Here is a 19,646-nt window from a genome sequence, read left to right on the forward strand (position 1 = left end):
AGGAAGCTTCTGCATGACGCAGTCTTACGACGACCTGTACTGGAACAGCGACGATGGCCTGCGCCTGCACGCGCGCGACCATGCAGCGGACGCCCGGCAGGCGCCCCGCGGCACCGTGGTCTGCATTCCCGGCCTGACCCGCAATGGTGCCGATTTCGATGCATTGGCCGAAACACTCACCGCCGAGGGATGGCGCGTGATCGCCGTCGACCTGCGTGGCCGCGCCGGTTCAGAACGTGCGCACGATCCGTCCAGCTACAACCCGCGCACCTACGCAGATGACATGGTCGCGCTGCTGCGCGCGCAGAACATCGACAAGGCGGTGTTCGTCGGCACCTCACTGGGCGTGCTGGTGACCATCACCCTCGCTTCGCGCGCGCCGGAGCGGATCGCGGGCGCGGTGCTCAATGATGCCGGCCCCAGGGTGCCGCGTGAGGCGCTGGCACGGATCGGCAAGTATGCCGGCAAGCCGGTACCGCCGATGGACCTGGTGCAGGCCACGGCCTACGTGGAATCCATCGGCAAGGCTGCGTTCCCTCGCTTCAGCGCCGACGACTGGCGGCAGATGGCGGTGCGCACCTTCCGCCCGCGCAGCGATGGCCTGCTGGAACTGGACTACGACCCGGCAGTGATCCGCACCACCCGGCCATGGCTGCTGTGGCTGTTGCGTCCCCTGCTGTGGCGTGCGGTTCGCGGGCTGACCGCCCGGGTGCCGGTGCTGGTGGTGCGCGGCGCGCTGTCCGACATCCTGCCGGCCGATGTGGCGCGGCAGATGGCGGCCACCTCGGAAAGTGCCCGTCTGGTGGAGGTGCCCGATGTCGGCCACGCTCCGATGCTGTCCGAACCAGAGGCGCGTGACGCGATCCTTGCCTTGCTGGAGCGTGTGGTGTGAGTGCGGACAGCGAGCTGCCTCCCGCCCTGCAGGCCGTGCAGCAGTGGGCCGCCCGTGAGCGGCTGAGTGGCGTGACCTGCCTGGACCAGGCGCGCATCGATGCCTTTGCCGACGCCACCGGCGACCACAACTGGATCCATGTCGATCCAGCGCGGGCGCAGGCGCAGATGCCGGGCGGGCGTACCATCGCACACGGCTTCCTGCTGCTCTCGCTGACGGTGGAGGACGATGTGGCCGCCCTGGCTGGCTTCCCCGGCATCGCCCATGTGCTCAACTACGGCTTGAACAAGGTCCGCTTCCTGGCGCCGGTGCCGAGCGGGTCCGAGGTGCGGGTACGCTCGCAGCTGCTGTCACTGGATGCGCGCCAGCCCGGCCAGTGGCTGCTGATCCAGCGCAAGGCCGTCGAGCGGGTCGCCGATGGCGAGCTGGCACTGGTCGCTGAGCAGCTGTCACTGGTCGTGATTACGCCCTAGCACCACCCCGCCCGATTCTCTCCCTACACTGGAGCGATGTTGACGCCCTCCATCGTCCTCTTCGCCTGCATTGCATGGACCGCACTGCTGTTTGGCGTGGCGCTGTGGGGCGAGCGCCGGGGGCACCGGCTTTCGAAGGCATGGCCGCTCATCTATGCACTGTCGCTGGCCGTGCACTGCACCGCGTGGACCTACTACGGTGCGGCCTCGCAGGGGCGGCAATGGGGTTTCCCCATTCCACCAACCCTGGCCGGCATGGCGCTGATCTTCGCGTTCGGCCTGCCGTTTCTGCTCCGTCTCGGGCGGCTGGCCAAGCAGCACAACAGTGCCACCATCGCCGATCTGGTCGTTGCACGACTGCGTGCCGATCGCGGCCTCGGCTTCACCATCACCCTGGTGGCGCTGTTCGGCATCATTCCGTACATCGCACTGCAGCTGAAAGCCGTCAGCCAGGGGCTGGGCACCCTGCTGGGTGATGGGTTCGCGCCTGCCGGTGCGCAGCTGGACATGTCGTTCTGGTTCGCGCTGACGATGGCCGCGTTCACCCTGCTGTTCGGTGCACGCAAGGCCTCGGCCACCGAGCCCAACCGCGGCATCGTGGTCGCGCTGGGCCTGGAGTCCGTATTGAAGCTGGTGGCGCTGCTGGCCATTGGCCTGAATGCGGCGCTGTCCGTGCACAAGGCCGGCACACCGCTGCTGGAGAAGATGGCGCAGCTGCCGCCCCCGGCCATCGTGCCGGACTATCTCACCATGGTCGCGCTGGGGGCGATCTCCGCGTTCACCCTGCCGCACCAGTTCCATGTCGGCGTGGTCGAGCTTCGCCAGACCTCGGACCTGAAGACGGCACGCTGGATGTTCCCGGTCTACCTGCTGCTGATCGGCCTGCCGTCGGTGCCGATGGCATTGGCCGGCGCCGCGCAGCTGCCGGCCTCGGTATCGCCTGACCTGTACGTGCTGGCGCTGCCGCAGGCCGGCGGCCATCATCTGCTGGCGCTGCTGGCCTATCTGGGCAGCCTGAGCGCGGCCACCGGCATGATGATCCTGTCCGGGCTGACGTTGTCGATCATGCTTGGCAACCATGGATTCGGTTCGCGCCTGCTCGGCGGCATCGGGGGTGGCGTGGCCAACGCCGATCTGCGCCCGCGCGTGCTGGCGTTCCGCCGTGCCGGCATCCTCGCCGTGTTCCTGATGTCGTGGCTGTACAGCCGCGCGATGAGCGACACCGAGGCACTCAGCGATTTCGGCCTGATGTCCTTCACCGCCCTCTCGCAGCTGGCACCGGCTGGGCTGCTGGCGGTGTATCGCCCACGTACGCCCTCCGCGGCCATCATAGCCGGCATCGTGCTGGGCTCATTGGCCTGGCTCTGGCTGGTACTGCTGCCGATGGTGATCCCGGCCGCGACGCCGTCGGTCAGCGCCGACGGGCTGCACTGGTTGGCGGTGGTCTCGCTGCGCGTGCAGCCGGGGCATATCGCCATCAGCATGGGGGCCAGCCTGGCGGTCAACCTGCTGACCGTGGCCCTGGTGTCGCGGGCCGTGCGTCCGTCATTGCCGCGGAGGCGGGATGCGGTGGCTGCGGCGTCCCTGCGCAGGACCGCCGGACGCTTCCTTGGCCAGGAGCGTGCGCGCCAGCTGCTCGACGGCCACGCCGGGCAGATGCTGGATGACGACCGGGTCACCGCCGTCGAGCGTGAGCTGACGGCCGTGGTGGGCGCAGGCATGGCACGGCTGCTGGTCGAAGCCGCACGCGAGGGCGGCACCGCGCCGCTGGATGCGGTGACCCGCGCCGTCGGCGAAGCTACCCAGGTGCTGCGCTTCAACCAGCGACTGCTCGAAGCCGCGCTGGAGAACATGAGCCAGGGCATCAGCGTGGTCGATGCGCAGCTGCAGCTGGTGGCCTGGAACAGCCGCTACGCCGCGCTGTTCAAGTTCCCGCCGGAGCTGCTGCAGGTCGGGCAGCCGGTGGTCAACCTCACGGCGTGGGCACTGGGGCAGCTGAAGATCGGCGATGGCCCCGGCGACACGCCCACCAGGGCGTTGCAGCGCCGCGTCGCGCACATGCGCCGTGGCACGCCGCACCTGTCGGAACGGATATTTCCCGATGACACCATCGTCGAGATCCGCGGCAACCCGATGCCGGGCGGTGGCTACGTGGCCACCTTCACCGATGTCACGGCGTTCCGCCGCGCGGAGGATGCGCTCAAGCGCAGCAATGAAACGCTGGAACGCCGCGTACAGGACCGCACCGCGAGGCTGCAGCAGGCGGTCCAGGAGGCCGAGCGCGCGAACGCGGCGAAAACCCGCTTCCTGACGGCGGTCGGCCATGACCTCATCCAGCCCCTGCATGCGGCCCAGCTGCTGACCGAGGCGATGTCGCAGCACATCGAATCCGAGTTCCTCGACAGTTTCCTGCGGCAGATCCGCGGCGCACTGGATTCCACCGATGACCTGCTGTCCGGCCTGCTCGATATTTCGCGACTGGAAGCCGGTGGGTTGGTGGCCGATCCGCGCCCGTTCGCGCTGTCGACGGTGCTGGATCCGCTCGCGCAGGAGTTCGCGGTGCTGGCGGCGGCGCGCGGCCTGCAGTTCCGCCATGTGCGGAGCCAGGCCTGGGTCCATAGCGATCCCCTGCTGCTGCGCCGGGTGCTGCAGAACTTCCTGGCCAATGCCATTCGTTACACCCGCCATGGCGGTGTGTTGCTGGGTGTGCGCCGCCAGGGGCAGGCACTGATGATCGGCGTGCATGACACCGGCCCCGGCATTACTCAGGAGCAGCAGGCGGTGGTGTTCGAGGAGTTCCACCGGGTCGATCGCAGCAACGGCCAGGGACTGGGACTGGGCTTGACCATCGCCCACCGCATCGCCGATCTGCTGCATGCACCCTTGCACCTGCGCAGCGTGCCCGGGCACGGCTCGGCCTTCTCGATCAGCGTGCAACGCGCAGCACCGCCTGTGGCCCCGCGCAGTTCGGCACCGACGGGTGGCAGCAACGCCCTCAAGGGTATCCGCGTACTGGCAGTGGACAACGACCCGGACGCGCTGGAGGCGATGCGGCAACTGCTGCTTTCCTGGGGCTGCGACGTCATCGCGGCAGGCAGCGCCGATGCCATCGGGGCCTCAGCGCACGAGGCGGCGCTGTGGCTGTTCGACTATCACCTGGATGACGGCGATACCGGTGTTGCGCTGTGGCAGCGGCTGGCGGACATGCATGGACCGCGGCCGACGGTAATCCTCAGTGCGGATACCGGCAGCGATACACGCGAGGCGGTGCGCGGCGCTGGGCTATCCCTGCTCAACAAGCCGTTCAAGCCGTTGGCGTTGCGCTGGGCGATCAACCACCTGCTGGCGGCCACTGCCACGCGCTGACCGTTCAGGGCTCGGGCAGCTCTTCGATCAGCCGGGACGGATCGGCCAACCCCATTTCGTGCAGCACGCGGATGGCCTGCGCGCGGTTGCGTACGCCCAGCCGCTCCATGATGCGTGTCATGTGCGCCTTGACCGTGCGCAGCTGTACGCCCAGCCGGTCGGCAATCTGCTTGTTGAGCAGGCCCTCGGCCACCAGCCCCAGCACTTTGTATTGATGTGCGGACAGGCTGGCCAGGCGCGCGGCGAGGTCGGCATCCCTGCTGAACGGCGCTACCCGCGCCACCGGCTCGCGCAGCAGCGCCGGGATCCAGCGTTCGCCCTCCAGCACGGACTGCAGCGCGGACTGCAGCTCGTTCAAACCCGAGCTCTTGGGCAGGTAGCCCGCGGCGCCGAGGTCGATGGCGCGCCGGATCACCTGCGGCTCCTCGTTGGCGGAGACGATGATGATCGCCAGGCCCGGCTGCAGCGCACGGATGGTCGCCAGCCCGGCCAGCCCATGGTTGCCCGGCATGTGCAGGTCCAGCAGCATCAGGTCGATCGACTGGTTCTCGATCGCCTCCAGCACGCTGTCCAGTGAATCCGCCTCGCTGATCTGCAGATCGGCGACCGCCTCTTCCGCCGCGCGATGCAGTGCCGCACGGAACAAGGGGTGATCATCGGCGATGAGCAGGGTTGGCATGTCCTGGCGAGATTATCAAATCGGCTGCGCGCGGGAACAGGTACCTAGGTACGCTGGTACAGCAGGAAGGGCTTGATAGTGTGGTGCGGAGAAGGTCGGCGACCGCAACGCCGCCCACGAGGAAATGCCATGTCATCCGCCCCCACTCCCGATGCCCATGCCTATCCACTGCTGATCAAGCAGCTGCTGCTGATGCCGCTGGCGGTGAGTCCTGAACAGGAAGTCGTCTATGGCGACAGGGTCCGATTCGATTACCGCACCCTGCAGGCGCGCATCGGCCAGCTGGCCGGCCTGTTGACCTCGTTGGGCGTCGGCCACGGCGACACGGTGGCGGTGATGGACTGGGACAGCAACCGCTACCTGGAGGCCTACTTCGCGGTTCCGATGATCGGTGCGGTGCTGATGATGGTGAACGTGCGCCTGGCCCCCGAGCAGATCGCGTACACGCTGAACCACAGCGGCGCGCGGGTGATCCTGGCCAACCGCGAGTTCCTGCCGCTGCTGGACGCCATCGACGAGCAGCTGCCGGACCTGCGCACGCGCATCCTGCTGGACGATGCCGGTGGCCCGCTGCCGCCTGGCTTCGCCACCGAGTACGAAGCGGGGTTGCGCGGTGCCACGCCGGTCGTCCGCTTCCCGGACTTCGACGAGAATGCCCGTGCCACGGTGTTCTACACCACCGGAACCACCGGATTGCCCAAGGGGGTCTATTTCAGCCACCGGCAGCTGGTGCTGCATTCGCTGGCGGCGATGGCCGCGCTCGGCGGCGCACCCCGCCAGGGACGCCTGCATCGTGACGATGTCTACATGCCCATCACCCCGATGTTCCATGTGCACGCGTGGGGCCTGCCCTACGTGGCTACCGCGATGGGCATCAGGCAGGTCTATCCGGGGCGCTACCTGCCTGCGAAACTGCTGGCGTTGATCGCCCGCGAAAAGGTGACCTTCTCGCACTGCGTGCCAACCATCCTGCACATGCTGCTGGAGCACCCGGACGCCGCGCAGACCGACCTGGAGGGCTGGAAGGTGATCATCGGTGGTGCCGCGCTGCCCCGTGCCTTGGCGCAGCGCGCACTGGCGCGGGGCATCGACATCTTCGGCGGCTATGGCATGTCCGAGACCTGCCCGCTGCTCACCATCGCCCAGATCGACGTGGACAGCGTGACCGATGCCGACGAGGTGCTGTCACTGCGCACCAAGGCCGGCATTCCGGTGCCGCTGGTGGACCTGCGCATCGTCGACCCGGACATGGGCGATGTCGTCCACGATGGCGTCGCCACCGGTGAAGTGGTGGCGCGCGCCCCCTGGCTGACCCAGGGCTACCTGCACGATCCCGAGGCTTCGGCAACGCTGTGGGCGGGCGGCTACCTGCACACCGGCGACATCGGCAACATCGACGAAGCTGGCTACCTGCGTGTCACCGACCGCATCAAGGACGTGATCAAGACCGGGGGCGAATGGATCTCCTCGCTCGCGCTGGAAGACATCATCGCACTGCACCCGGCGGTCAGCGAGGTCGCGGTGATCGGTATCGCCGACACGAAATGGGGCGAGCGGCCATTGCCACTGGTGGTCAGGAAGCCGGGAAGCCATGTGGCCGAAGCGGAGATCATCGAACTGGTCGCGGCGCGCAGCCGTTCCGGAGACATCTCACGCTATGCGATCCCGGAGCGCGTGAGCTTCGTGGATGCAATCGAGCGGACCAGCGTGGGCAAGATCAACAAGAAGAAGCTGCGCGGGCTGCATGATCCGGTCCTTGGCACCGGCGGGCGATGACGGCCTCTGCCGGCATCGCTCAACCGCGCGACGACCCACCCTGCAGCAGCTGGACCCAGCTCTGGAATCCCTCCAGGAAGCGCTGCAGGCGCTTGCGCGTCGCCGCGTCGAAATCTTCCGCGTCATCGTCGTAGGCGGCCGCTGCTTCGGCCACATAGAGCTGTGGCGAGGCCATGGTCAATGCGCCCATGGCGGTCAGTGTATGGCGCAGCTGCGACTGTGCCAGTTTGGTGCCCCAGCGGCCCGGCGTAGCGCCGATGATCGCCACCGGCTTGGCCGAAAGGACCGTGCGGTACTCGGCATCGTCGCGGGACAGCCAATCGAGCGTGTTCTTGAGTACGCCGGGCAGTGACTGGCTGTACTCCGGCGTGGCGATCAGCACGCCGTCAGCGGCCGCAATGGCCGCGCGCAGGCGCTTGACCCCGGCAGGGCCGGCCGGGTCGGCGGCTTCCAGGTCTTCGTCGAACAGCGGAATATCGGCAATGGTGTCATGCACGGTCAGCAGCAGGCCCGCAGGCGCGGCGCCTGCTGCTGCCCTGACCAGGCGCCGGTTGTAACTGTTGCTGCGCAGGCTGCCGGCAAACGCCAGGATGTTCAGCGGTGGAGGGTTGTCGGACATGCGGGATTCCTCGGATGCGTCGGTGCGGGGTCACGGGCCAGGCATCGACAGCGCTGGTGGGCGAGGGCCAGACTGGATCTGCAGAGGATCACGGTTCCGGCGGTGTAGTGCCTTCGTCCTTGCTGCTCCCTCTTCCAGGGCGAACAGGGCGCGGCGGGGCAATCCAGCACGTGCCACTTCTGCCCGCGTTGCGGCCCCTGTCATGCCACATCGTACGCCTACTGCACGGGCTGGCTGGCTTCAGTGATGGACACAGGTCGTGCCACGCTGTCGAACGTATTGACCTTCCAGATGTAGCGTACGCCATCCTGTTCGATGACCTTCTGCAACAACGGTATCTGCTTGGCTGCGATGATTCCGCTGGCACGCTGATATGCCGGTCGCCCGGCCAATGCCGGATAGCTGCCGGAAGCGTCAAGCTGATAGCTGAGGGTGGTGGCGCGGCCCGGCTGGACCGAGGAAAGCAGATAGCCTTCGTCCACATTGAATCGATTGCCAAAGGTGTGCCGGGTGGTGACGCCCTCTGCATCCTTGACGTCCACCCACTTCGTGGCCGGCGAATTGGCCTGGCACAGTTCCTTGCTGCCGTCGGCATAGCACCCGTTGGCCGGCCCGTAACTGTAGGCCCACGTATAAGGCTGGTCGATGCCCGGCCCGGTGACTGTCCTGGAAACCAGCGACCACGTGTAGTACCTGGCGGGCGTGTATTCGATCGAGTCGAGGAACCCGCTACCGGTGCTGTCGGGCATATTGCAGCCATAACGCGCCCACGAGCGGCCATGCAGCGTCGGCTCGAAGCGATACTTCGCCACTGCACCACTGGGATGGCGGATCGAACCGGAATGGCCGTAGGTCACCACACCCGGATTCCGGCAGAAACCCCGCTCTGCGGGAACGGCACCGGCACCCATGGTGCCTGCGTTGAACCCCGTAGTCTGCCAGTAGGACTGGTCCGGGAAGGTGACCTTGTAGCCACCCACCACGGTACCGTAGGTCCACGTCCTCCCGCCCGCACGGACCGCGCTCACTTCGCTTGGCAGCGTGCTGGGCGATCCAGCCGTCCATTCGAGATCGACGGTGCGGCCATCGTTGGCTGCGATGCGCAGCAACTGCCGTGGATTTGCCGGATCCCACGTGTAGGTCACCGAATTGCCAAACCGGTCTCGGGCACTGGTCGGAAGAATATGGAACTCCTGCCGGAAAAGAACGAACTCGAACTCCGTAACCGAGCCGAAGTTTCCCCGCGAGTATCCCTTCTTGATCAATGGCGGTCCGCTACCAAGGCTGGCCATATGATTGAGCGTATAGGTGATACCGGCAGGCGTCGTGACTTCGAAGCCCTCACCTGCCCCATCGTCCATGGCGACGCAGCGGATGACATTGCCGCTCTTGGTTCGCATCGGGTACGCATGGCCTGTACTCGGCACCGGCCATTCGTTGCTTTGCGCGAGTAGATCTTCGTCACCGGTCTCTGGCAGGTAGAGCTGCGTTCCATGCCAGAACTCGTCGGAGTTGAAGTACTCGGTGAATGTCCCCGGTCCTGTCGGCGTCTGTGCCTTCACCGTGACGATCTCGGTTGGAGGCGGGGTGAACTTCGAACAGCGGTTGAGCGGCTCGGCCACCACGTAATTCTTCCATCCCCCCTGGGTGCTGAACGTTCCATGCACCCTGGGCAGGGCCAGGTCCCACACCCCGAACATGCCCAATCCCTGCCGGCCCTGCGCACCTGCCACCAAGCGCCGCTTGATGCCCACCTCCAGCGCACTGTTGCCCGGCAGGTCGACGTCCGTCTGCAGAAATTCCACCGAGCCGGTAAACAGCCCGATCCTTTCCCCGAACATGTCACCGGTATCCAACTGCAGAATCTGCCCGCGGGCATTCAGCGCCGCCGCGTAATCCTCCATCACCGTCGAGCCGCGGTTGGCGCTCGACGCAGGCAGGGCCGTCATACACAGCAGCGCAGCTGCCGCGATCCTTGCGTACATGGTGTCCCCCTCGTCGACGAAGCAGAGCTTACTTCGCGCTCGTCGGCACCGGCAAGGATGATTCCCCGCACGTCACAGCGTCCTGACCCGCCCCGGCGGCCCTGGAAACGCCGTTACTCAGATACGCGTCGTGGCCATGAACCGTTCGCGGTCCTGCTGCGTGCGGCGGCGGATCTCCTCCAGCGCCTGGCTTTCGGTCGCCTGCAGCATGGCCTCGAACAGACGCTGGAAGTGATGGCGCATCGCATTGCGCGCGGCCACCGGATCACGCGCGCGCAGGGCTTCGAAGATCGCCATGTGCTCGTCGGCACGGCTGGCGCCATCATCATGGCAGACCCGTGCATAGACCTCGGTTACCCGCGGCAGTTCGCTGCGCATGCGCCAGATCTGCTGCACGAAGAACTCCACCACCGGGTTGCCGGAAAGCCGTGCGATGGCCAGGTGGAAACGGCGGTCGTACTCGCCAGCTTCCGCGTCGCTCAGGTCGCGACGGCACAGTGCTTCGGCCAACGCCTGCAGCTCGGCAATGCCGGCATCATCCAGATTGCTTGCCGCCAGAGCGGCGGCCTCGGCCTCGAATACCGCGCGGGCAGCGGTGAGGTCGAAGGCGCTGACATCCGGCAGCCCGCCGGGCGCCTGCGTCGGGCGCGGCTTCACATGCACGCCCGAACCGATGCGGATCGCGATCCAGCCCTGTGCTTCCAGTGCGATCTCGGCTTCGCGGATGGTGACCCGGCTGACACCGAACCGTTCGGCCAGTTCACGCTCGCCCGGCAGCCGCGAGCCCGGCGGAAATTCGCCGTCCTCGATCAGCTTGCGGAGCTTGGCAGCGATGGTCTGGTAAAGGCGGTTGGCGGACATGCGGCTGACCCTTGGCGATTCCTTCCCGGTCCCTGCCCTGCCACCGCGGCCGGCAAGGGTCCGGTTGGAGCGACGGCGCGACCACTGGCCGCGCCGCCCTGTTCAGAACTTGTATCGTACACCGAAATACGCACGTCGCCCGTAGGTCACCACTTCGCGGAAGTTCCCATAAAGCGGCTGGTAGGCCACGCGCGGCTCGTTGGTCAGGTTCATCAACTCCAGCGACAGCGACAACCGCTTGTTCACCCGGTAGCGCAGGCGCAGGTCCACGCTGGTGTTGTCATCGTAGTAGCGGTTCTGCTGTGCGGTGTTGCCGGTGAAGTCCTGATAGTAGTGCGAGCGGAACTTGCCGATGGCCTGGATGTTGAAGCGCCCGACGTCCCAGTAGATCGAGCCGGACAGGACGTGCCGCGAGAAGCCGCTGAGGCCCGCCGGCGGCACGATCGCCGGAATGATCGTGCCGTCACTGGCCAGCTGCTCGCCCAGTCGCGAGTCCTGGGTCCGGTAGTCGGCATCGGCGTAGTTGTAACTGACCTTGAAGCCCAGTCCGTCGAACGGCTTGGGCAGGTACGACAGTCGATGGGTGGCGGTCAGCTCGAAGCCGGTCAGCGTGCTGTCCTCGTCGGTGGTTACCTGCTGGCGTACCGGCACGGTCACGCTCTGGCCGTCGATGGTGTAGGTCTCCGGCACCAGCGCAGTGGCCGTGCCGCCGTTGAACTGCTTCCAGTACACCGCGCCGGCCAGCATCGTGTCCGGGTTCGGGTACCACTCCAGTGACAGGTCGCCGTTCCAGGACATCAGCGGCTGCGCGGCGGGGTTGCCGCTGGCGCTGATGTCATCCAGCGCGTCGGCCAGATTGCCGTAGGTGGCATCACTGCTCACGTTGATGGTGCGCCCGGCACCCAGCGCGGCGATGTCCGGCCGTGACATCGCGCGGTATGCACCGACCCGCAGCAACAGGTCCGGGCGCAGTTCGAAGGCCGCGTTGAGGCTGGGCAGCAGCTTGTCGTTGCCCGCCTTGAACACCTGCGTGCTGTACGCACCGGTGGGTTGCAGGCGGATCGTGCCGTCACCATTGTCCTCGATACGCAGCCCGGTACGCACGCCTTCGGAGCGAACATCGGTCTTGACCCAGCGCAGGCCGAGGTTGCCGGTCACCGGCAAGCCGAACAGGCTGCTGCTGAACTCCCCCATCAGATAGAGCGCGCGTGTCTTCTCGGTGATATCGACATTGTTCGGATCCTGGAAACCCGGATCCAACCCACTGTCGAGGCTGCCACGGAACGACTGGTACAGGCAGTTCGGATCGAAGTACGCCCACGAGGAGATCGTGTTGCCGCTGGCGGCATCCATGAAGTCATCCTGCGGGAACGGCGCGCGGCAGGCCCGGTTGGCGGCGATGATCTTCGCCTTGTCGGCCGCCACGCGCTGGTCGTAGTCGGTTACCAGGGTGTTGTCGCGCAGACGGTAGTCAGCCTGGCTGGCACGCACGCCACCCTTGATGCGGGTGAAGAAGCCGGACTCCGGCATGAAGCTGGCATCGAAGCGGCCGGCCTTGATCCTGTGGTCGTTCTCCGTTGCGCTGGAGGTGACGCGCGACGCGCCGGTGTAGGCGTCCCAGTTGTTGGGGTCGAAGTTCGGCGCCAGCGCGACACTGGGCACTTCGCCGTGCCAGTCCCAGTCATAGTCCACGTAGCCGGTGGCACCACTGCTGATGCCCGGCACGATGGCATTGTTGACGTCGCGCTGGTTGGCACGAAGGCGGGTCATGCGCTCGCTGTCGAGGCGATTGGTGTGCGAGTACGAAAGATCGGTGGACAGTTCCCAGGCCGGGGTCGGTCGCAGGATCAGGTTCAGGCCACCCCCGGTGTACTCCTCGCCACGCCAGTAGCGGTTTGAAGTGGAATCAATCGAGGTGCTGCCATGCAGGTGGCGCACGATGCCGTCCTCGTCCACCTCACGCCGGGTGATGCCACGGCGGGCGTTGGACAGGCTCAGGTCGCTGCGGTTCTCGTACCAGTTGCGCTCGGTGTGTTCGAAGTCGAGGTTCACTTCAACCACGTCATTGGGCCGCCACTGCAATGCGGCGAACTCGCTCTGCCGGTCGTTGCGCTCCTGCTTGAGCCGGTAGATGCGGCTGCTTGGCACCAGGTAGTACGGCGCGCCGTTGGCGATGGCCTGCGCGGACACTTCATTGCAGTTGGCATTGCCCACGTTCTGCGTGCCATCGCAGGCATACCAGGTGGAACCGCTGGTGATGCTCTCTTCCGGGTCGGTGCCGTCCAGGCGCTGGAAGCCCAGCGAGATGCCCAGCTTCTGCCCGTTGCCGAACTCGAACTGGTCGATGTAGCTGGCGGTGCCGCGATAGCCGATGCCGTCGTCGTCGCGGTACTTCTTGTCATACTCGGCCCAGCTGCCGCGCAGGTCCAGCTGCGCCGCACGCTTGCCGTACTCCAGTGGGCGCACTGTTTCCAGGCCGATGGTGCCAGCCACGCCGCCTTCGATGATGTCGGCGCGCTGGGTCTTGTAGATGGCCACCGTATTGATCAGCTCGGCGGGGAACATGTTGAAGTTCACCGAGCGGTCGCCGCTGCCGTTGGTGATCTCGCGGCCATTGAAGTTGGTGCTGCTGAGGAAGGCACCCAGGCCACGGATGGAGATTTCCGAGGCGCCGGTCTTGTCGCGGGTCGAAGCGGCGCCGGTCAGGGTCTCGATCGCATCGGCCAGCGAAGGCGCCGGCAGGTCGCCGATGTCATCGGCCGTGAGCACGTCGGCAATGACCGTGTCATCGCGCTTCTTGTTGATCGAACTCTGCATCGATTCGCGGATGCCGGTGACCTGCACCTGGTCCAGCGTGGTGGGATCCTGCCCTGCCGCGTCCTTGCCGGATTGCGCCTGGGCCGTGGGCAGCCCCGCCAGCACGGCGAGCAGCGCCACGATCAGGGGTGTGGGGGACAACGAGATGCTGTGCACTGCTCCGGCGGGTCGCCGCATGGTTTCCTCCTCCCACAGGATCGCCTGCATGCCAGGCGTGGGACGCAGCTTCGGCACGGCGACATGAAAATGTCAACCAATTGGTATGCGATTGTTCAAATGCCTTTGATCCATACCACTTGATCGCAATTTAATGTGCTCATGCAGCATGACTTTGCGCGAAAGGTGGCTTACAACAGACCCGAAAGTGGTATGCAGGCCCACCCTGAAACGACGGCCCGGCCGTCCCTGGAAGGATTTCATGCGCATTCACTCGCTGGCGCGTCACCGATCCAATGATTCATGGCTGTTTTGCCTGACCACTGGTCTGGCAATGTGCCTGACCACTTCAGCAGCAAGTGCAGCCAGCTGGCTCGTCCACGATGTCGCGGAGTTCACTACCGCCGCCTCGGCGCTGCAGCCTGGCGATGAGATCGTGCTGGCTGACGGCACCTGGACCGATGCCCGGCTGCTGCTTAAGGGTCAGGGCACGGCAGCCGCACCGATCGTGCTGCGCGCGCAGACCGCCGGCAAGGTCGTCCTCAGCGGACGCTCGGACCTGCGCCTGGCCGGGAACTACCTGCAGGTGTCCAACCTGGTGTTCCGCAACGGCTATGCGCCGGGTGATGCGGTGGTGGCGTTCCGCGAGTCGAGCAAGGCCGTCGCCAGCAACAGCCGCGTCACCGGCCTGGTGATCGATGACTACACCAACCCGGATGCCAGCGACCAGGACTACTGGGTATCGCTGTATGGCAGCAACAACCGGTTGGATCACAGCCAGTTGCGCGGCAAGACCAACGCCGGGCCGACCGTGGTGGTGGTGCGCGATGCCACCCAGGGCCTGGACAACCAGCACCGTATCGACCACAACTGGTTCGGGCCGCGCCCGGCGCTGGGCGTCAACGGGGGCGAAACGATCCGCGTCGGCACCAGCGACAGCTCACTGAGCGATTCCAACAGCACGGTGGAGAACAACTGGTTCGAAGGCTGCGACGGCGAGACTGAGATCATCAGCAACAAGTCCGGCGGCAACACCTACCGCGGCAACGTGTTCTACCGTTCGGCCGGCGCGTTGACCCTGCGCCATGGCAACGGCAACCGGGTGATCGACAACGTCTTCCTCGGCGATGACAAGGCCGGCACCGGCGGCGTACGCATCATCAACGCCGACCAGACCGTCAGCAACAACTACTTCGAGCGGCTGGCCGGGTCCAGCAACCGCTCGGCACTGGCGGTGATGGATGCGCAGGCCAGTCCTCCGCTGTCCGGCTATGCGCCGGTGGTGAATGCCACGATCAATCGCAACACCTTCGTGGACGCGGCGAAGATCAGTTTCGGCGTCGGCCACGATGAAGCCAAAGGCATCGTGGTCGCCGCCAGCAGCAGCCGCTTCACCGGCAACCTGATCGTCAACCGCAGCAGCAGGAACCCGCCGAATGCCGCCAGTTCGCTGGCCGGCATCGACTTCAGCGGCAACGTGCAGTCGCCGGCAGCCAGCACCGTGTTCCCGGGTGGCGTAGAGGGCCGTGGCGTCAGTCTGCAGCAGGCTGCCAGCGGATTGTGGGTGGCCACGCCTGCCCTGCCCGCCGTGGGCGCCGATCCTGCCCTGGCGATGACCGCGCGCGAGGCGACCGGCGTCGACTGGTATCCCAAGGTGGGCGAAGTTGCCCTGTCACGCACCCGCAATGGAGTTGATCGATGAGGTTGCAGCCGCTGTTCGTTTCCCTGGCTTTGGCCGCCCCCTTCGCCCTGCTGCCGAGCGCATCGCTGTCCGCAGCGCCCGCTGCCGCTGCGCGGCAGGCCGACACCGCGCCGGTGCTGGTCACCGCTGCGCAGTGGCAGCAGATGGCCAGCGAAGGCCGCCGCTACCCGTGGTTCGCCAAGGAGCAGGCGCGCACCGAGGCAACACTGAAGAAGATGATGAAGGCCGGCATCGACGTGCCGGTGCCCAGGGACAAGGGCGGCGGGCGCACCCATGAACAGCACAAGCGCAACTACCAGGCACTGTTGGCGGCGGGCACGCTGTTCCGGTTGACCGGCGACAGGACCTACGTGGATTACGCGCGTGACATGCTGCTTCAGTATGCCCAGCTGTACCCGACGCTCGGCCCGCACCCGGAAGGCAGGGGCCAGATTCCCGGCCGCGTGTTCTGGCAGGTGCTCAACGATTCGGTGTGGCTGGTCAACGCCATCCAGGGCTACGACGCGATCCGTGACGTGCTGTCCGCCGAGGACCGCAACACCATCGAATCGAAGGTGTTCCGGCCGATGGCCGAGTTCCTCGTCAGCGAACCGAAGAACTACGACCAGATCCATAACCACGCCACGTGGGCGGTGGCCGCCACCGGCATGACCGGCTACGTGCTGCGCGACCAGGAACTGGTGGAGAAGTCCCTGCGCGGCAGCCAGAAGGACGACAAGTTCGGCTTCCTGCGGCAGATCGACCTGCTGTTCTCGCCCGATGGCTACTACGAGGAAGGCCCCTACTACCAGCGCTATGCACTGGCGCCGTTCCTGCTGTTCGCCAACGCCATCGAACGCAATGAGCCGCAGCGGAAGATCTTCGCGCGTCGCGATGGCGTGCTGCTGAAGGCGGTGGATGTGCTGGTGCAGTCCAGCTATGGCGGCCTGTTCTTCCCGATCAACGATGCGATCCTGGACAAGGGCATCGACACCGAAGAGCTGGTGGCCGGCATCGGCATCGCCTATGCGCGCACCGGTGATGACCGCCTGCTGTCGGTGGCCCAGCAGCAGAAACGCCTGCTGCTTTCGCCCGAAGGCCTGCAGGTGGCGCAGGCACTGGCCGCCAACAAGGCCAAGCCCTTCGACTACCGCCCGATGCTGCTGCGCGATGACCCCGACGGCGACCGCGGCGGCCTGGCGATCCTGCGCATGAACGGCGAACGCGGCCAGGCACTGGTGCAGAAGGACACGATGCAGGGCATGGGACACGGCCACTTCGACAAGCTCAACTGGCTGTTCTACGACAACGGCAACCCGGTGGTGACCGATTACGGCGCCGCCCGCTTCCTCAACGTGGAAGCCAAGCGCGGTGGCATCTACCTGGCCGAGAACCGCAGTTGGGCCAAGCAGACCGTGGCCCACAACACCCTGGTGGTGGACGAGCAGAGCCACTTCAACGGCGACTGGAAGCGTGGCGAGGCGCATGCCCCGCAAGTGCGCTTCTTCCAGGCCGATGCCGATACCCAGATTGCCTCGGCAACGATGCGCGATGCCTATCCCGGCGTGGCGTTCACCCGCACCCAGGCGCTGCTGCGCCACCCCGACCTGGGCTTGCCGGTGGTGCTGGACCTGCTGCAGGTGCACGGCGACAAGGCCGCGCGCTACGACCTGCCGCTGCACTTCAACGGCCACATCGTCACCACCGGCTTCGAGGCCGAGCACTTCCCCAGCCAGCGCCCGGTTCTGGGCAAGGACAACGGCTACCAGCACCTGTGGCTGGATGCACGCAGCAAACCCGGCAGCGAGCCGCGGTCGCTGGCGTGGCTGCTGGACGGGCGCTTCTACACCTACCGCTTCGGCAGCAGTGCGCCGGCGCAGGCGCTGCTGGTGGAAAGCGGCGCGAACGATCCGGAATTCAACCTGCGCCGCGAGCCTGCCCTGCTCCGCGTGGACGGCCAGAAGGACGTCACCTTCTTCAGCGTGCTGGAGCCGCATGGCGAGTACAACGGCACCGCCGAGTACGTGCACGGGGCCGACAGCCGCATCAGGGACATCGTGCGCACCCGCGGCAGCGATGCTGAGGTGATCGAGTTGCGCCTGGCCAGCGGTGCGCGCATCGCCCTCGGCGTGGCCGACGACAGCAGCGCCAAGGGCGAGCACAGCGTGAGCGTGGACGGCCATGCCTACCGCTGGAGCGGCAGCCACGCACGCATGGACCGCAGCAAGGGTGACGGCAAATGAACGGCCCTGCGGTGGTGGCTAAGCTGCGCAAGGTACCGGTGCGTTCAGCCGTGCGCTGGCTGATCGTGGGCCTGATCGCCGTGGCAACGGTCATCAACTACATCGACCGCAATGCACTGGCGGTGATGTGGCCGGAAATCGCCAGGGAAGTGGGCGCGACCAAGGATGACTACGCCCTGCTGGTGACGGTGTTCATGCTGTTCTACGCCGCCGGCCAGTTCCTGTTCGGCCGCCTGTTCGACATGATCGGCACGCGCCTGGGTTTCGCCCTGTCGATCAGCGTGTGGTCGATCTCCATCGCCCTGCACTCGATCACCCATTCGATGCTGTCCTTCAGCCTGGTGCGGGCGATGCTGGGCATCAGCGAGGCCGGTGCGTGGCCGGGCGCGGTGAAGGCCAATGCCGAGTGGTTCCCGGCGCGCGAGCGCGCATTGGCGCAAGGCGTGTTCAACGCGGGTGCGTCGATCGGCGCGATCGTGTCCGCACCGGCCATCGCCGGCTTGTACCTGTGGCTGGGCTGGCGCGGCACCTTCGTGCTGGTCGGTGCAATCGGTTTCCTGTGGCTGCTGCCATGGCTGTTTGTCTACCGCGCCGGCCCGGACAAGCACCCGTGGGTGAGCGATGCCGAGCGCCGGCTGATCCAGGAAGACCAGGCCGGGCAACAGGCGGTGGTGGCGCCGAAGGCCAGCGTTCGTGAGCTGCTGGCCCACCGGCAGAGCTGGGGCATGCTCGCCTGCCGCTTCCTGCTGGACCCGATCTGGTGGCTGTTCGTGTCCTGGCTGCCGATCTACCTGGCTGAAACCTTCGGCTTCGACATCAAGCAGATCGGCCTGTTCGCCTGGGTTCCGTTTGTCGGCGCGATGCTGGGCAGCCTGAGTGGTGGCTGGTTGTCCGGGCGCCTAATACGCGCCGGGCACAGCGTGGACCGCGCCCGCAAGCTGTCCATCACGCTGGGCTGCGTGGTCATGGCTCCTGCCCTCCTGGGTGCCGTGCTGGCCAACCAGCCGCTGCTGGCGGTGCTGGCAATCGCTGCGGTGCTGTTCGGCTTCCAGGTGGCCATCGGCAACATCCAGACCCTGCCGGGCGACCTGTTCGACGGCCGCTCGGTGGGCACGCTGGCAGGCCTGGGTGGCCTGGCCGCCGTGGCCGGCACCTTGATCACCACCTGGCTGGTGCCGGTGCTGACCCGCCACTCCTATGCCCCGATCTTCATCCTCGTTGCCGCCCTGGTGCCGCTGTCGCTGGCCGCGCTGTGGTGGTGGACCGGCCCTATCCGGAAGCTCGACCGCCGCGGCGGTTGAGCCCACGTTTTTCATCCCCCCGCAAACCAAGGAGTTTTCCGCATGTCGTTCCAGGACAAGGTGGCCATTGTCACCGGCGGTGGCCGCGATATCGGTCGCGCCGTTTCGATCAAGCTGGCTGCCGCCGGTGCACGCGTCTGCATCAACTACGCCAATGACGAGGCCAGTGCCCAGGAAACGCTGGCACGGATCCAGGCGGCCGGTGGCCAGGCCATGGTGCATCGCGCCGACGTCACCGATGCCACGGCCGTCGCCGGCCTGGTCGCTGCGGCACAGGCCGCGTTCGGCGAGCGCATCGACCTGCTGGTGAACGTGGCCGGTGGCATGGTGCAGCGCCGACCGCTGGCCGACATCGACCCGGTGTTCTTCCACACCGTGATGGACCTGAACCTGACCTCGACCTACCTCACCACCCACGCGGTGGTGCCGCACATGCGCGAAGGCGCGGCCATCGTCAACTTCGCCTCGCAGGCAGGTCGTGATGGCGGCGGCCCGGGCGCATCGATCTACGCCACCGCCAAGGCGGCGGTGATGACCTTCACCCGCGCCATGGCCAAGGAGCTGGGGCCGAAGGGTATCCGGGTGAACGCGCTGTGCTGCGGCATGATCGCCACCCGCTTCCACGATGAATTCACCAAGCCGGAAGTACGCACGGCCGTTGCCGGCGCCACCCCGTTGCGCCGCCAGGGCGCGCCGGACGAAGCCGCCGACGCTGCGGTGTTCCTGGCCTCGGATGCGGCGGCGTTCATCACCGGCGCGAATCTGGACGTCAACGGCGGCACCTACTTCTCCTGACA

Annotated in this window: 13 protein-coding genes; 8 read left to right on the forward strand and 5 right to left on the reverse strand. The window is 66.5% G+C overall.

Annotation, left to right across the window (positions count from 1 at the left end; all coding sequences use genetic code 11):
* Positions 1–13: 13 nt before the first annotated feature.
* Genes CKW06_RS12835 through CKW06_RS12845 form a run of 3 tightly spaced genes read left to right on the forward strand, consistent with a single transcriptional unit; the run spans position 14 to position 4,731 of the window.
* Positions 14–892: an alpha/beta fold hydrolase gene (locus CKW06_RS12835; protein ID WP_024956799.1), complete on the forward strand. Its 879-nt coding sequence runs from the start codon at positions 14–16 to the stop codon at positions 890–892.
* Positions 889–1,365 carry a MaoC family dehydratase gene (locus CKW06_RS12840; RefSeq protein WP_024956798.1) on the forward strand — a complete coding sequence of 159 codons (477 nt, stop codon included), beginning with the start codon at positions 889–891 and terminating at the stop codon, positions 1,363–1,365. The genes CKW06_RS12835 and CKW06_RS12840 overlap by 4 nt, the downstream gene beginning before the upstream one ends.
* Positions 1,366–1,401: 36 nt before the next feature.
* Positions 1,402–4,731: a hybrid sensor histidine kinase/response regulator gene (locus CKW06_RS12845; protein ID WP_024956797.1), complete on the forward strand. Its 3,330-nt coding sequence runs from the start codon at positions 1,402–1,404 to the stop codon at positions 4,729–4,731.
* A 4-nt stretch (positions 4,732–4,735) separates the two neighbouring features.
* Here the strand turns inward: CKW06_RS12845 and CKW06_RS12850 are convergent, their stop codons facing one another.
* Positions 4,736–5,410, reverse strand: coding sequence for a response regulator transcription factor (locus tag CKW06_RS12850; protein ID WP_005409749.1), 675 nt, complete (start codon positions 5,408–5,410; stop codon positions 4,736–4,738).
* A gap of 129 nt (positions 5,411–5,539) precedes the next feature.
* On the opposite strand from CKW06_RS12850, the gene CKW06_RS12855 reads away from it, so the two are divergent.
* Complete coding sequence (locus CKW06_RS12855) at positions 5,540–7,186, forward strand: fatty acid--CoA ligase (protein WP_024956796.1); 1,647 nt, start codon at positions 5,540–5,542, stop codon at positions 7,184–7,186.
* Between the two features lie 19 nt (positions 7,187–7,205).
* On the opposite strand, the gene CKW06_RS12860 is transcribed toward CKW06_RS12855, so the two are convergent.
* The 4 genes from CKW06_RS12860 to CKW06_RS12875 form a co-directional block, all read right to left on the reverse strand.
* The gene (locus CKW06_RS12860; protein WP_024956795.1) at positions 7,206–7,805 is read right to left on the reverse strand and encodes an NADPH-dependent FMN reductase; all 600 of its coding nucleotides are present in this window, start codon (positions 7,803–7,805) and stop codon (positions 7,206–7,208) included.
* Between the two features lie 218 nt (positions 7,806–8,023).
* Positions 8,024–9,790 (reverse strand): hypothetical protein, encoded by a 1,767-nt coding sequence (locus CKW06_RS12865; protein WP_024956794.1) that lies wholly within the window; start codon positions 9,788–9,790, stop codon positions 8,024–8,026.
* 117 nt (positions 9,791–9,907) lie between these two features.
* On the reverse strand, positions 9,908–10,651 hold the full coding sequence (locus tag CKW06_RS12870; RefSeq protein WP_005409753.1) for a FadR/GntR family transcriptional regulator: 744 nt from the start codon (positions 10,649–10,651) through the stop codon (positions 9,908–9,910).
* A gap of 102 nt (positions 10,652–10,753) precedes the next feature.
* Entirely contained in the window at positions 10,754–13,645 is a 2,892-nt protein-coding gene (locus tag CKW06_RS12875) for a TonB-dependent receptor (RefSeq protein WP_024956793.1), read from the reverse strand.
* 241 nt (positions 13,646–13,886) lie between these two features.
* Here CKW06_RS12875 and CKW06_RS12880 point away from each other — a divergent pair, with 241 nt between their 5' ends.
* The 4 genes from CKW06_RS12880 to CKW06_RS12895 are packed head-to-tail and all read left to right on the forward strand — an operon-like array spanning position 13,887 to position 19,644.
* Positions 13,887–15,326: a polysaccharide lyase 6 family protein gene (locus CKW06_RS12880; RefSeq protein ID WP_024956792.1), complete on the forward strand. Its 1,440-nt coding sequence runs from the start codon at positions 13,887–13,889 to the stop codon at positions 15,324–15,326.
* Positions 15,323–17,548 carry an oligoalginate lyase gene (locus tag CKW06_RS12885; RefSeq protein ID WP_024956791.1) on the forward strand — a complete coding sequence of 742 codons (2,226 nt, stop codon included), beginning with the start codon at positions 15,323–15,325 and terminating at the stop codon, positions 17,546–17,548. The genes CKW06_RS12880 and CKW06_RS12885 overlap by 4 nt, the downstream gene beginning before the upstream one ends.
* The gene (locus CKW06_RS12890; protein ID WP_024956790.1) at positions 17,545–18,849 is read left to right on the forward strand and encodes an MFS transporter; all 1,305 of its coding nucleotides are present in this window, start codon (positions 17,545–17,547) and stop codon (positions 18,847–18,849) included. The genes CKW06_RS12885 and CKW06_RS12890 overlap by 4 nt, the downstream gene beginning before the upstream one ends.
* Positions 18,850–18,891: 42 nt before the next feature.
* Complete coding sequence (locus CKW06_RS12895) at positions 18,892–19,644, forward strand: SDR family NAD(P)-dependent oxidoreductase (protein ID WP_005413520.1); 753 nt, start codon at positions 18,892–18,894, stop codon at positions 19,642–19,644.
* Positions 19,645–19,646: the final 2 nt, after the last annotated feature.

Source organism: Stenotrophomonas maltophilia (genome assembly GCF_900186865.1).
Taxonomy (GTDB): domain Bacteria; phylum Pseudomonadota; class Gammaproteobacteria; order Xanthomonadales; family Xanthomonadaceae; genus Stenotrophomonas; species Stenotrophomonas maltophilia.